The organism is Stenotrophomonas genospecies 3, assembly GCF_054473855.1.
This window is the reverse complement of the sequence record NZ_JBTMUR010000023.1, coordinates 1-14,015: the sequence shown is the minus strand read 5'-3', so window position 1 is coordinate 14,015 and position 14,015 is coordinate 1. Positions and strand designations below refer to the sequence as shown.

Genomic DNA, 14,015 nt, shown 5'->3' with positions numbered 1-14,015 from the left:
AGGGCGGCTTCGGCCGCCCTTGTCCTGTCTGGGGTCAGCGGCTGCGGCGGCGCGCCTCACGCTTGAATCGCTCGGCATCGATCGGCTCGATGCGTGCAACCTCGCAGCTGCCGCGACCGGTGTCCAGTGCGCTTCGGCCCTCGCTGCACAGCTCGTCAGCTTCTTTGCCGTCGGTCTTGAAGCCGAGGCGGGTGGCCAGCACGGCAGAAGGGCAACTGTTGCGGAAATGCACGACATAGTGGTCTTCGCCGGAGCGAAGCAGGATGTTCTTGTCGGCGCCGGCGCGAACGATCTGCTGTTCGCCGGTCAGTGATACGCACTGTGCCGGCGCGGTGTCGGCGGCATGGGCGGACGACGCCAGCAGAGTGACGGCAGACAAAGCCAGGGGGATGAGCAGGGAAGACAGGTTCATGGCGGGGCAGGGGGCAGCGATCCGGACTGGATCGGATCCCAAGATGCCGCCGCCGCTGCAAATGCGAATCTGCCGCAAGCAGGGCTGACCGACGCCACGGTGAGATCGGTCACGATGACCTTTGGCGCATCAGGCCGCGATTGAGCGGAATCCCTGCTGGCGCCCCTGGTCGCCGCCATCCTCGATGACGAATGCGACTGCCTCATGTGGAATATGCAGGCGCTGCTTAAGTGTGCCTCCCGCATGTGCGATCTCGCGCTGCACTGCCAGGTAAGGTACAGCGGGTGCGAGGCGTCCATGCTGGTGCAGACCAGGCAGGGCTGGCCGAACCAGGTGCCGTCCGGGCCCTTGCTGGCGTAGCAGCGGCTGGTGACGGACTGGGGGTCCAGGACGATCAGGTAGGTCATGCGCGCAACGCCTTCTGTGAAGAACGCATTGAGTCTAGAGTCGCGGCGCGATGCGGTATTTCGGACAGGGACGAAAACCGAGCGGCCTCGGTGCCGGTCGCTTTCTTCCGCGCACGACAAAGGGCCAGCAGCGAGGCCGGCCCTGTCGGAGTGGCGCAATGCGCCGACCGCTTACTTCATGCGGTAGGTGATACGACCCTTGGTCAGGTCGTACGGGGTCATTTCAACCTTGACCCGGTCACCGGTGAGGATGCGGATGTAGTTCTTGCGCATGCGGCCGGAGATGTGGGCGATGATTTCGTGCCCATTTTCCAGACGAACGCGGAAAGTGGTGTTCGGCAGCGTCTCGCTGACGGTGCCCTCGAACTCGATGGAATCGTCTTTCGACATGTAGTCCTGTGCGGTTCAGAAAACGGCCACGCTGGGCCTAAGGCGCGGTATTTTACGCGTGATGGGCCCGGCTTGCAAAGTTTGTGTTAACCCCCGGCCAAACGCTGTGCTGGCAAGCGTCCTACCGCCTGGGTCCAGGGGCCTTCACGGCCGTCACGGTGGACGGCCTGGCGGACGTGTTCCAGAAAGTCCGCGCGCGGCAGGTGCTCGGCGCCCATCCGCAGCAGGTGCGGATTCTCCACCTGGGCATCGATCAGTTCCCAGCCCCAGCCACGCAGGGTGGCTGCCAACGCGGCCAGGGCGATCTTGGAGCCGCCACTGGCGCCACTGAACATGCTCTCGCCGAAGAAGATGGCACCGATCGCGACGCCATAGATGCCGCCGACCAGTGTCTGCCGATCCCAGACTTCGAAGGAATGGGCGAAGCCAAGGTCGTGCAGCTGGCTGTAAGCCTCGACCATCGCCGGGCTGATCCACGTACCGTCCTGGCCGGGCCGAGGTGCCGCGGCGCAGGCGCGCATCACACGACTGAAGGCGGTGTCGGCGGTGACCTCCCACGTGCTGCTGCGCAGCTGGCGGCGGAAGCGGCTGGACAGGTGCACGCCGTCGGTGCGGAACACCATGCGCGGGTCCGGCGACCACCACAGGATCGGCTCGCCCTCGCTGAACCACGGAAAGATACCGCCGGCGTAGGCATTGAGCAGACGCACCGGATGCAGGTCGCCGCCCACCGCCAGCAGGCCATCGGGCTGGCGCAGTGCGGTCTCGGCCGGAGGGAAGGGGGCGTCCGGCGCATCGGCCAGGCGCCAGGGCAGCTGGCGGGTCATGGGGCCATTGTATTCGTCGTGGTGATTCGTGATGTCTGGCACCATCACTATTCACCGGCAAGGAGCCTCCGAATGAGTGACTCGATCAGCGCCATCCTCGACCTGCATGACGCCCCGCGCACGCGCAACGACAGCCAAGGCATGCTGCTGTCGATGGCCACTGAACAGCCGCGTCAACTGGGAGAGTTGATGCTGCAGGCGCTGGCGCGGCCTTCGCCGGGCTCGGCCTTCCTCGACATGGCACTGGACCTGCTGCCGGATGACGCGGTGCCCGCGGTCGCGGCCGACGCGTGGCGCCGCCATCGCGCGGGCGAGCGCGGTGACGTGTTGACGAGCGTGATGGAGTTCGCCAGCTATCAGGCGCCGCAGGTGCTGCAGGGCGATTGGGAGGCATTGCTGGCGGTCGCCAGTGAGGATGAGGTGCAGTTGGCCGCGCAGGTCTGGCACGGCCTGCCCAGCGCGACGGCAGCGCATTGGGCGCAGATCCTGGCCGAAGCCAATGACGATCGCGAAATGGCGCGGGCCAGGGCGCTGCTGCTCGCCGTCCAGCCCGAAACCTACGCCATTGCTCGCGGCTACCTGGTCGACTGGGGGCGCTTGGATGCCGAGGTCTGGGCGCACTGGGCCGGCGTCGCCGAAGGTCCGCAGCCGCGTCGCCTGCATGGCGAGCGGCCATTGCACTTCCGCTTCGGCCGCGAACAGCATCGCGCGCAGCAGGCGGACGAGCCGAGCTGGCGCAAGCGCATCTGGCGCCTGCACCCGACCTGGAATGGTGGGCAGGTGCATCACGCCGGGCACATGGGAGGGCCGCTGGAAGCGCTGTGTAGCAGCTGCCATGCGCCGCTTCAGCGCCTGCTGCAGACCGATGCCGCCGCGCTGCAGCCGGGCGCGCCGGGCGAGATCACGCTGGGGCTGTGCCTGGACTGCTGCGGCTGGGAAGACCCGCCCGTGCGTTTCTATCGCCATGATGCGGCCGGCCTGCCCAGCTGCCACCCCAGCCAGCACCGTGAGGTACCGAACACACCCACCGACAGTGGCGACCTGATGCAGGCCGAGGTGGGTCTGGTCGCCATGGACAGTGCGCGCTGGCAACAACAGGACTGGGGCCAGTCCAATCATCGGCAGAACCTGTCGCGCGTGGGCGGCGCGCCGAGCTGGGTGCAGAGTGCCTGGTACCCGGCGTGCATCGATTGCGGCGAAGAGATGCCGTTCGTGATGCAGCTGGATTCGACACTGCCGACCACGGGTGAGGGCACGCTGCTGTGGGGCAGCGGCGGCATGCTCTATACGTTCTGGTGTGCAAAGTGCCGGGTGAGCGGGCACTTCTGGCAGTGCACCTGACGGCCCCGGCTGCCGGAACGCTTCCTTATTTTTTGAGATTTGTTGCATTCCCGTGGGGTGCATTGCCAGTCACCCTCTAGGTTTACATGCCCTGAGCTGACCGCCATGACCTGTGTCGTCGCCATGCGAGAGCTGCTTGAAATGGCCCGAATGCCGGAAGGCTCAGATGGAGCCTTGGTTGCGATGCTGGATCTCTATGAGCGTGATCCTGCCGCCATCTCGACACTGCTCATCCTGGCGATGAAGGCTCGTGTGGAGAGGAACGGGATGCTAAGGGCTGCGGCTGAGTTGCTGCCGAATGACAGTGCCGCAGAGGTGTGCCGGTTTGCCTGGAGTGAGTTCAAGAACGGTAGCCGCCACTGGCTGGTGGCCGGGATTGCGGCGCAGGCGGCCTATCGTGTCCCCGGATTGCTTCATGATGACTGGGATGCCGTCCTTCACCTGTCGGCCCACGAGCCAATAGAAGGCCCGTTCTGGTGGGAGCTGCCGATTGAGGTCGGCCGGAGATGGATTCAGAACGCAAGAAGGGCATCGTCGTCTGCTGCTGGCTTGCCCGGATTACCGCTTGAGATGAGTGGGGTTGTGGAGTTCCAGGAGGCCGCGCGTGACCTGTCCGGTTCACGGGATGAGCCGTGGGCGGCAATTGGAAGGGAGGGATTGTCTGGTCTTGAGCTGGGCTCGGGACGCGCGCTGCATGGATGGCGTGGTTTCCACCTGCGTTTCAGTGCACAGCACCAGCGCTTGCAGCTGGCAGAATCCACAAGGGTCGAGCGCCGCCTCCAGCGCCTACATCCCACATGGAAGGATGGGAATGCGCAGGCAACGGGGCATATGGGCGGTCGCCTGGAAGGGCGTTGTGGACTATGCGACTCCCCGTTGCAGCGCTTGCTGGAACTGGAGCTGGCGTTGATCGGCCCCTGCGCCCTCTCGAAGGTGACGCTCGGCATATGTCTGGACTGCCCCGACAATGGAGAGTCTGGTTGGTGCCACGGAGACCCCGTGTATTTCCGCCACGATACACAAGGCCTTCCCAGCGCCCATGAATCGCAGGTATTCGATCCGCGGGCATGTCCTGAAACGCCGACCAACCTGATCGAGGCGGAGGTCGATCTGGTCGAGCTTCCGGGGCGGTTCTGGCAACCGCCGAATTATGTGGGTGGCTGGCAGAATTACAGCCGAGTGGGTGGACTGCCATCCTGGATCCAGAGCGGCCTCTATCTGTCCTGTCCCGATTGTTGCCGCACGATGTTCTTTGTCATGCAGCTTGATTCCCACATCCCATTGGACGATGGCTCCCTGATGCAGTGGATGAATGGAGGCATGCTCTACACATTCTGGTGCGACCAGTGCAGGATCAGCGGCCACTACAGCCAGTACAGCTGAACCAGTCGAGCCAGCTCGGCACTACGGCCCTGCGCGGAACGGCCCATGCCGCTGCAGCTCCTGCTGGTAACGCCGCACATTGCGCCGCTCCTGCCGGCACCACTCCTGCAGCGCTTCCGCGAAGTCCGGATCGGCCACCCAGTGCCGGCTGCGCACCAGCGTCGGCAGGAAGCCGCGTGCCAGCTTGTGCTCGCCCTGTGCGCCGGGTTCGAAACGAGCCAGCCCTTCGCGCAGGCAGTACTCGATGCCCTGGTAGTAGCAGGCCTCGAAGTGCAGGCCGGGCAGGGTGGCGCCACCCCAGTAACGGCCGTACAGCGTGTCTCCACCCCGCAGGCATAGCGCGCCGGCAATCGGCTCGCCGTCCTGTTCGGCCAGGAACAGCACCAGCCCGCGCCCCAGGGTCATCGCCAGATGGCGCAGGAAGGTCTCGGTCAGCGCCGGGGCATTGCCGTACTCGAGGAAGGTCTGCAGGTAGAAGCGGTACATCGCCTGCAGGTCGGCGCGGCTGGCCTCGTCGCCGTGCACCACGCGGAAGGTGATGCCCTGGCGAATGACCTTGGCGCGTTCCTGGCGGATGTTCTTGCGGTGCTTGTGGTCCATCGCGCCGAGGAACTGCTCGAATGTGGCCCAGTCGCCCGGGTTCTGCCACTGGAACTGCACATCCTCGCGCAGCAGCCAGTCATCGCCGAACAACGCCTCGTCACCTGCGGTGTGGAAGTTGATATGGGCCGAGGAGACGTCCAGCGTCGGCAGCGTCTCGCGCAACGCCGACAGCAATGCGGTGCGCTCTGAATCGTGACGGGCCAGCAACCGCGGGCCGGTGACCGGCGAGTACGGCACCGCGCCCAGCCACTTCGGATAGTAGTCGCGGCCATGACGGGCATACGCGTTGGCCCAGGCATGGTCGAACACGAATTCGCCGTGGGAGTTGGTCTTCAGGTAACCCGGAATGGCGCCGACCAGCGTGTTGCCCTCCCACAGCGTGAAGTGCCGGGGCTGCCAGCCCCAGTCCTCGCGCAGGCAGCCGTGCTGTTCAAGCCCGGAAAGGAAGGCATGACTGACGAAGGGGTTGCGGCCGTCGTGCAGGGCATCCCAGTCGGTGGCGGAAACGGACTGCAGGGAGTCGAGGAAACGGGAGGAGGGCATGGGGGAAGGATAGGGCAGACGAAACAGAAAGGCCGACGCACTGGCGTCGGCCTTTTATCCGGAGTCGAGCATGGCTCGACCCTACAGGAGCGGGTCAGCCTCTCAGCTGGCCTTGCCCTGCGCGTCCAGGTAGCGCTCGGCGTCCAGTGCGGCCATGCAGCCGAAACCGGCCGAGGTGATCGCCTGGCGGTAGTGCTGGTCGGCCACGTCGCCGGCGGCGAACACGCCTACCACCGAGGTCTGGGTGGCGTTGCCGCCCAGGCCCGAGCGGATTTCCAGGTAGCCGTTGTTCATCGCCAGCTGGCCGTCGAACAGGGTGGTGTTCGGGTGGTGGCCGATGGCCACGAAGAAGCCGTGGGCGTCGATGTCGCGGGTGCTGCCGTCCAGCGTGGACTTCACGCGCACGCCGGTCACGCCGGCATCATTGCCCAGCACTTCTTCAACCTGATGGTGCCAGACGGTCTCGATCTTGCCTTCGGCGACCTTCTTGAACAGCTTGTCCTGCATGATCTTTTCCGCCTTCAGGGTGTCGCGGCGGTGGACCAGGTAGACCTTGCGGGCGATGTTGGACAGGTACAGCGCCTCTTCCACGGCGGTGTTGCCGCCGCCGACCACGACCACGTCCTGGTCGCGGTAGAAGAAGCCGTCACAGGTGGCGCAGGCAGACACGCCGCGGCCCTTGAACTCGTCCTCGGTCGGGATGCCCAGGTACTTGGCGGTGGCGCCGGTGGCGATGATCAGGGCATCGCAGGTGTACTCGTGGCTGTCGCCGATCAGCTTGAACGGGCGCTGCGACACGTCGGCGGTGTGGATGTGGTCGAAGATGACCTCGGTCTCGAAGCGCTCGGCGTGGGCCTGCATGCGCGCCATCAGGTCCGGGCCCATCAGGCCGTGGGCGTCGCCCGGCCAGTTGTCCACCTCGGTGGTGGTCATCAGCTGGCCGCCCTGCTGCAGGCCGGTAATGACGACCGGCTTCAGGTTGGCGCGGGCAGCGTAGACGGCGGCGGTCCAACCGGCCGGGCCGGAACCGAGGATGACGAGGCGCTGGTGGCGGGAGGGCAGGCTGGTGCTCATGTAGACTCGCGAAAAGGTAGATGGGACAAGGCGCTGGCGATGTTTGCGCAGCATCCGTGGCTGGTCATAGAGTGGCGGCTGGGGCAGGGCGATTCAAGCCGATGAACAGAACGCCGTCATCCAGTAGTGGTTTCGGCCGTCGGATTGGCCTGCCGGACGTCGCATAACTGAAAACTGACGCCGTCTCATTTATTATCAATCACTAACAGCGCATTCCAAAGGTATGGTCTAAGGTGGCGAAGCAGGTCCCCGAACGCTCCAAGTCCGACGACAGCAAGGCGTCACGTCGCACGGCCGCGGCGGCGACGACCGACAATCCACGCCGCCAGCGTCTCTGGCGCGATCTGGGCCTGATCGCCATCGCGCCGGCCCTGCTGTACCTGGCGGCCAGTCTTTTCACCTATTCAGCGACTGATCCGGGCTGGTCGCATACCGGCAGCGTGGTCGCGCCGGTGCACAACCTGGGTGGCCGCGCCGGGGCCTGGATAGCCGACGTTCTGCTGCAGCTGTTCGGCTACATCGCCTTCCTGCTGCCGGTGGTGCTCGGCGCGCTGGCGTGGATCGCCATGTTCGGCCTCAAGCGCGAGAGCAAGGGCGAGAACGACCTGGATCCTGCGCTGCGCCTGGTCGGCCTGGTCGGTTTTCTTATCGCCGGCACCGGCTTCCTGCACGTGCGCCTGTTCAGTGGCGACGTCTCCAGCGCCGGCGGCATCCTCGGCAAGCTGGTGGGCAATTCGCTCACGGTGGGCTTCGGTGCGCTGGGCGCGAACCTGTTCGTGCTGGTGCTGCTCTTGGCCTCGATCACCCTGGCCACCGGGCTGTCCTGGTTCACGGTGATGGAGAAGATCGGTCGCGGCGTGATGTCGCTGGCGCCGTTGCTGGCTCGCAAGAAGGAAGAAGTCACCGAGTGGCAGCAGACCCGGGTGATGCGCGAGGAGCGCCAGGAAGTGCGCAAGGCCGATGCCGAGGTGCGCGCCAAGCGCGAGCCGGTGAAGATCGAGCCGCGCCCGGAACCGGTGATCGAGAAGAGCGATCGGGCCAAGCGCGATACCCAGATTCCGATGTTCCGCGGCGTCAACGGTGATGGCTCGGACCTGCCGCCGCTGGCGCTGCTGGATGATCCCAAGCCGCAGCCGAAGGGCTACGACGAAGAGACGCTGGAGACCCTGTCGCGGCAGATCGAGTTCAAGCTGAAGGACTTCCGCATCGATGCGCAGGTGGTCGGCGCCAATCCCGGCCCGGTCATCACCCGCTTCGAGATCGAGCCGGCACCGGGTATCAAGGTCAGCCAGATCAGTTCGCTGGACAAGGACATCGCGCGCGGCCTGTCGGTGAAGTCGGTGCGCGTGGTCGACGTCATTCCGGGCAAGTCGGTGATCGGCCTGGAAATCCCCAACGTCACCCGCGAGATGATCTTCCTGTCCGAGCTGCTGCGCTCGAAGGAATATGACAAGTCGGCCAGTGTGCTGACCCTGGCGCTGGGCAAGGACATCGCCGGTCGCCCGACCGTGGCCGACCTGGCACGCATGCCGCATCTATTGGTGGCCGGTACCACCGGTTCGGGCAAGTCGGTGGCGGTCAACGCGATGGTGCTGAGCCTGTTGTTCAAGGCCTCGCCGAAAGACCTGCGGATGCTGATGATCGACCCGAAGATGCTCGAACTGAGCGTCTACCAGGGCATCCCGCACCTGCTGGCACCTGTGGTCACCGACATGAAGGAGGCCGCCAACGGCCTGCGCTGGTGCGTGGCCGAGATGGAGCGCCGCTACAAGCTGATGAGCGCAGTGGGCGTGCGCAACCTGGCTGGCTTCAACAAGAAGGTGAAGGAAGCCCAGGACGCACGACAGCCGCTGATGGATCCGCTGTTCAAGCCGAACCCGGAGCTCGGCGAGGCACCGCGTCCGCTGGAGACGCTGCCGTTCATCGTCATCTTCATCGACGAATTCGCCGACATGATGATGATCGTCGGCAAGAAGGTGGAAGAGCTGATCGCGCGCCTGGCGCAGAAGGCGCGTGCGGCCGGCATCCACCTGATCCTGGCCACGCAGCGCCCGTCGGTGGACGTGATCACCGGCCTGATCAAGGCCAACATCCCGACCCGAATCGCCTTCCAGGTCAGCTCCAAGATCGACTCGCGCACCATCCTCGACCAGTCCGGCGCGGAAACACTGCTGGGCCACGGCGACATGCTGTACCTGCCGCCGGGCACCGCGCTGCCCGAGCGCGTGCACGGCGCCTTCGTCTCCGACGAGGAAGTGCATCGCGTGGTCGAACACCTCAAGGCGATGGGCCCGGCCGACTATGTCGATGGCGTGCTGGACGAAGTGCAGACGATGGGCGACGGCGTGGTCGTCGGTGCCACCGGCCTGCCCGAGAACAGCTCTGCCGGCGATGAGTCCGACCCGTTGTATGACGAAGCGCTGCGGGTGGTCACCGAGACCCGCCGTGCCTCGATTTCCGGCGTGCAGCGCCGGCTGAAGATCGGCTACAACCGTGCAGCGCGATTGATCGAGGCCATGGAAGCGGCCGGCGTGGTCAGTCCGCCCGAGCACAACGGCGACCGCACGGTGCTGGCACCGCCGCCGCCGAAGTAAGAACCGACGTATCCCCCACGACGTCCAAGGAACCGACGCATGCTTCACCCCGTACCAAGCGCGCTGGCACTGGCGCTGGCAGCCTTCCTGGCTGCCGGCCCGGCACTGGCAGACACCGCCACCTCCGCGCCCGCCACGGCGCCGCCTTCCACCAGCGGCGATACCGAAGCCAGCAATAATTTCAGCATTGTCCGTTACCGCGCCGACTACCAGGTGCGGCCGGATGCGGGCAATGTGCAGACCGAAACCTACGAAGTCCTGCTCAAGACCAAGGCCTCGGTCGAGCAGTTCAGCCAGGTGCGGCTGAGCTACAGCGAGAAGATGGAGACGCTGGAAGTACTCGGCGCCTACACCATCACCGCCGACGGCCAGCGCCGCGACGTGCCGGCCGACCGCATCTACACCCAGGAAAGCTATTCCAGCGCCTCGGCGGCGATGTATGCCGACCGCAAGGTGCGGGTGATCGTGTTCCCGAACCTGGCCCCGGGCACGCGCCTGTTCTACCAGGTGCGCCGTACCCAGGCCACGCCGTACTTCCCCGGCTACTTCGGCCTGTGGGAGACCTTCAACGTCTTCACCGAGTACGAGGACGCCGAGGTCACCCTGAGTGCGCCGGCCAACCTGCCGATGTTCGTCGACAGCCGCGGCGTGCAGGGCAGCGATCGCCCGACGGTGAAGAACGGCCAGGCGCAGTGGCGCTGGCGCTACCAGCGTCGCGAAGCCATGCCGGCGCAGAACTGGTCGGCGGCAGGCTGGGAGTTCGGCCCGAACATCATGGCCAGCACCTATCGTGACTGGTCGCAGATGGGCCGCGCCTACCAGCTCAAGGCGGGGCCGGCGGCGCAGGTCACCCCGGAACTGCAGGCGCTGGCCGATGAGATCACCGCTGGCATCAGCGACCGACGCGAACAGGCCGATGCGCTGTACCGCTGGGTGGCGCAGAACATCCGCTACGTGGCGGTGTACCTGGGCAATGGTGGCCTGGAGCCGAACAGTGCGCAGAGCATCCTCGACAACCACTATGGTGACTGCAAGGACCATGTGACGATCCTGGAGGCGCTGCTGGCGGCCAAGGGCATCGCCAGCTCGCCGGTGCTGATCGGTGCCGGTGGTGGCCCGACGCTGCCGAAGATTCCGGTGCTGGGCCGCTTCAACCACGCCATCACCTACATCCCCGAGTTCGATCTGTACCTGGATTCGACCACCGCGTGGGCGCGCTTTGGGCAGTTGCCGGAAGGTGACCTGGGCGCACCGGTGATGCGTACCCGCGACGCCTCACTGGCGCGCACTCCGGCCAATACGCCGGAGCGCAATGCCACCTCGATGGAGGTGCGTTTCACCTTCGACGCCAACGGCAACCTGCGCGGCGAGACGATTCCGAAGCTGGGCGAGAACGCCGAGATCGGCATGCGCGCCCAGTTCTCCCAGCTCAACGCGCAGAACCGTGCGCGCGCTGAAGAGCAGATCATGGCTGCGTCCGGTTTCGATGGGCGAGGGCAGCTGCAGATCCAGGGCGTGCCGGTCGACCTGACCCGGCCGTTTGGCTACCGCATGGCGTTCCAGGCCGAGGACTACGCCGACTTCAGCGTGGCCGGAGGCATGGCCGTGCCGGACCCGCCGGGTGGTGAATCGGTGCGCGGCCTGTACGCCACCGCCTCGGCGCCGGCCAACGAGACGCCGTTCTACTGCAATGCCAGCCTGCGCGAGGAAACCTATCGCCTGCAGTTCCCGGCCAATGCGCCGATCATCGCCATCCCGGCCAGCCAGCGTTTCACCAACGCCGCCGGCGAGTATCGCGTGGACTGGAGCCGCGAGGGCCAGGACGTGATCGTGCATCACCGCCTGCAGCAGAACGCGGTGCGTGGACCAGAGGCGCTGTGCCAGCCGCAGGACTATCCGGCGTTCCGCGCGCTGTACCGCGAAGTGCGTCGTGGCTTCCGTGGCCAGGTGCTGTACGGCAAGCTGCCCGGCTCGGGTGGCTGAATCGCCGATGGACGTTCGGGGCGGCATAATGTCGCCCTGATCGCCCATTCATCTTTCCCCGGGCACACTGGCAACCACCTTTCCTGGCGCCCGCGCCCACAGGATTCCCGCATGAACTTCCGCTTCCGCCGTTTCCTTACCACCACCACCCTGGCCGTGGCCTGCGCCGCCGCCGGCAGCGCCTGGGCTGGCGCCCGCGATGACCTGAAGACCTTCACCAGTGGCCTGAAGGGCCTGGATGGCCAGTTCAGCCAGCAGGTGTTCGACAGCCGCGGCAAGGTGAAGGAATCGACCAGCGGCCGCGTGGCCCTGTCGGCGCCGCGCCTGTTCCGTTGGGAATACGTGCGCCCGCACGAACAGCTGATCGTGGCCGACGGCAGGAAGGTCTGGATGTACGAGCCGGACCTGGAGCAGGCCACCGTGCGCGAGCAGGGCAAGGAAGAGCAGAACAGCCCGCTGACCGCGCTGATCAACCCGGCGTTGCTGGAGCAGCAGTACGACGTCAGTGAAGAGGCCGCGCAGCGGGACGGCCTGCAGTGGCTGTCGCTGTCGCCGAAGCGCGATACCGAAGCCAGCTTCCAGTACGCCGCGCTGGGCTTCAACGCCCAGGGCCTGGCCAAGATGGAGATCACCGATGCGGTTGGTCAGCGCACCGTGATCAGCTTCAGTGGCTGGAAGCGCAACCCGGGCTTCGCGGCCGGCACCTTCAGCTTTACCCCGCCGAAGGGCACCGACGTCATCGGTAACTGATCGGGGGCGCCGGGCATGGCCCGGCGCTACCTGCCCTGGTGGGTGTCAACCGGCCGCTCTGGTGAGTGCCAACCGTTGGTTGGCACGCTTTTGATCTGCCGGCCAGCGGCCGGCACTACCGATTCCTGTGGCCTGGCGCTGGTGGGTGCCAACCTTGGTGGGCACGCTCTCGCGGTACAATGATCGGGTGGCAAGACATCGTTCAACCTCCTTCCCCGGCCCCGATCTGCTGAGCGTCGATCGGGAACACATGCGCCCGCTGGCGGAGCGCATGCGCCCACGCACCCTCGACGAGATGGTCGGGCAGAAGCGCCTGCTGGCGCGGGACAGTGCGCTGCGCCGCGCGGTCGAGTCCGGTCGCGTGCACTCGATGATCCTGTGGGGGCCGCCGGGCTGCGGCAAGACCACGCTGGCGCTGCTGTTGGCCGAATATTCCGACGCCGAGTTCCGTGCGATCTCCGCCGTGCTGTCCGGCCTGCCGGAAGTGCGCCAGGTGCTGGCCGAGGCGGCGCAGCGTTTCGCCGAAGGCCGGCGCACCGTGTTGTTCGTCGATGAGGTGCATCGCTTCAACAAGGCGCAGCAGGATGCGTTCCTGCCTCACATCGAGCGCGGCACCATCCTGTTCGTCGGTGCCACCACCGAGAACCCGTCGTTCGAACTGAACTCGGCGCTGCTGTCGCGTTGCCGCGTGCACGTGCTCGAAGGCGTTTCGCCTACCGATATCGTCGAGGCGCTGGAGCGTGCGCTCGGTGACCGCGAACGCGGCTTGGGCGAGGAGGGTATCGAGGTCGCCCCCGAGCTGCTGCTGGAAATCGCTACCGCCGCCGACGGCGACGTGCGACGTGCGCTGACCCTGTTGGAAATCGCTGCCGAGCTGGCGGGCGGGGAGGGTGGTCGCATCACCCCGCAGACCCTGACCCAGGTGCTGGCCGATCGCACCCGTCGCTTCGACAAGGGCGGCGAGCAGTTCTACGACCAGATCTCGGCGCTGCACAAGTCGGTTCGCAGTTCCAACCCGGATGCCGCGCTGTACTGGCTGACCCGCATGCTCGATGGCGGCTGCGATCCGTCCTACCTGGCGCGCCGACTGACCCGCATGGCCATCGAAGACATCGGCCTGGCCGATCCGCGCGCGCAGAGCATGGCACTGGAGGCCTGGGACATCTACGAGCGGCTGGGCAGCCCGGAAGGCGAGCTCGCCTTTGCCCAACTGGTGCTGTACCTGGCCAGCACCGCCAAGTCGAATGCAGGCTATGCGGCCTTCAACCAGGCCAAGGCCGATGTGCGCGAGAGTGGCACCGAAGAAGTGCCGCTGCACCTGCGCAATGCGCCGACCAAGCTGATGAAGGAGCTGGGCTACGGTGCCGAGTACCAATATGACCATGATGCCGAAGGCGGTATCGCACTGGACCAGACCGGTTTCCCGGATGCGATGGGCGAGCGCGTGTACTACAACCCGGTGCCGCGCGGCCTGGAAATCAAGCTGAAGGAAAAGCTGGACCGGCTGCGCGCCGAGCGCGAAGCGGCAAGGGCAGCTAAGGGCCGCTGACCCGGTTCATGTAGAGTCGAGATCCTATGTTCGTGGTCAAGCCTGCTGGAAGCAGGCTTGACCCACCTTCAGCATGGCCGGGCCGCCAGACTCGTTAGGCCGGGGATCCAGGCCGGTGCAGGCGATCCACGCGTTGGCGTTGGCCAACGGCCAGCGCGT

11 protein-coding genes are annotated in these 14,015 nt (G+C 66.0%); 6 read left to right on the top strand and 5 right to left on the bottom strand.

Annotation, left to right across the window (positions count from 1 at the left end; genetic code table 11):
- Positions 1 to 34 precede the first annotated feature (34 nt).
- From ACX9OT_RS20840 to aat, 3 genes are all read right to left on the bottom strand, one after another.
- Complete coding sequence (locus ACX9OT_RS20840; RefSeq protein WP_032127355.1) at positions 35 to 412, bottom strand: hypothetical protein; 378 nt, start codon at positions 410 to 412, stop codon at positions 35 to 37.
- A gap of 578 nt (positions 413 to 990) precedes the next feature.
- Positions 991 to 1,209, bottom strand: coding sequence for a translation initiation factor IF-1 (infA, locus tag ACX9OT_RS20835; RefSeq protein ID WP_005409596.1), 219 nt, complete (start codon positions 1,207 to 1,209; stop codon positions 991 to 993).
- An 86-nt stretch (positions 1,210 to 1,295) separates the two neighbouring features.
- Positions 1,296 to 2,036, bottom strand: coding sequence for a leucyl/phenylalanyl-tRNA--protein transferase (gene aat / locus ACX9OT_RS20830; RefSeq protein ID WP_459003545.1), 741 nt, complete (start codon positions 2,034 to 2,036; stop codon positions 1,296 to 1,298).
- Positions 2,037 to 2,108: 72 nt separating this feature from the next.
- On the opposite strand from aat, the gene ACX9OT_RS20825 reads away from it, so the two are divergent.
- Together ACX9OT_RS20825 and ACX9OT_RS20820 are read left to right on the top strand one after the other, a co-directional pair.
- Positions 2,109 to 3,377 (top strand): hypothetical protein, encoded by a 1,269-nt coding sequence (locus ACX9OT_RS20825; RefSeq protein ID WP_459003543.1) that lies wholly within the window; start codon positions 2,109 to 2,111, stop codon positions 3,375 to 3,377.
- A 105-nt stretch (positions 3,378 to 3,482) separates the two neighbouring features.
- Positions 3,483 to 4,760 carry a hypothetical protein gene (locus ACX9OT_RS20820; protein ID WP_459003541.1) on the top strand — a complete coding sequence of 426 codons (1,278 nt, stop codon included), beginning with the start codon at positions 3,483 to 3,485 and terminating at the stop codon, positions 4,758 to 4,760.
- A gap of 21 nt (positions 4,761 to 4,781) precedes the next feature.
- Here ACX9OT_RS20820 and ACX9OT_RS20815 read toward each other — a convergent pair whose 3' ends face one another.
- Together ACX9OT_RS20815 and trxB are read right to left on the bottom strand one after the other, a co-directional pair.
- Complete coding sequence (locus ACX9OT_RS20815) at positions 4,782 to 5,906, bottom strand: GNAT family N-acetyltransferase (protein ID WP_459003539.1); 1,125 nt, start codon at positions 5,904 to 5,906, stop codon at positions 4,782 to 4,784.
- A gap of 102 nt (positions 5,907 to 6,008) precedes the next feature.
- Positions 6,009 to 6,980, bottom strand: a complete 972-nt coding sequence (gene trxB / locus ACX9OT_RS20810; protein ID WP_459003537.1) for a thioredoxin-disulfide reductase — start codon at positions 6,978 to 6,980, stop codon at positions 6,009 to 6,011.
- Between the two features lie 233 nt (positions 6,981 to 7,213).
- Between trxB and ACX9OT_RS20805 the strand changes: the two genes are divergently transcribed.
- The 4 genes from ACX9OT_RS20805 to ACX9OT_RS20790 all read left to right on the top strand — a co-directional run bounded on the left by ACX9OT_RS20805 (position 7,214) and on the right by ACX9OT_RS20790 (position 13,856).
- A complete protein-coding gene (locus tag ACX9OT_RS20805) occupies positions 7,214 to 9,574 on the top strand; it encodes a DNA translocase FtsK (protein WP_459003535.1) in 2,361 nt (786 codons plus the stop codon).
- 39 nt (positions 9,575 to 9,613) lie between these two features.
- A complete protein-coding gene (locus ACX9OT_RS20800; RefSeq protein WP_049421964.1) occupies positions 9,614 to 11,557 on the top strand; it encodes a DUF3857 domain-containing protein in 1,944 nt (647 codons plus the stop codon).
- A 111-nt stretch (positions 11,558 to 11,668) separates the two neighbouring features.
- On the top strand, positions 11,669 to 12,307 hold the full coding sequence (lolA, locus tag ACX9OT_RS20795; protein ID WP_459003533.1) for an outer membrane lipoprotein periplasmic chaperone LolA: 639 nt from the start codon (positions 11,669 to 11,671) through the stop codon (positions 12,305 to 12,307).
- Positions 12,308 to 12,557: 250 nt separating this feature from the next.
- A complete protein-coding gene (locus tag ACX9OT_RS20790; RefSeq protein ID WP_459003531.1) occupies positions 12,558 to 13,856 on the top strand; it encodes a replication-associated recombination protein A in 1,299 nt (432 codons plus the stop codon).
- Positions 13,857 to 14,015 lie beyond the last annotated feature (159 nt).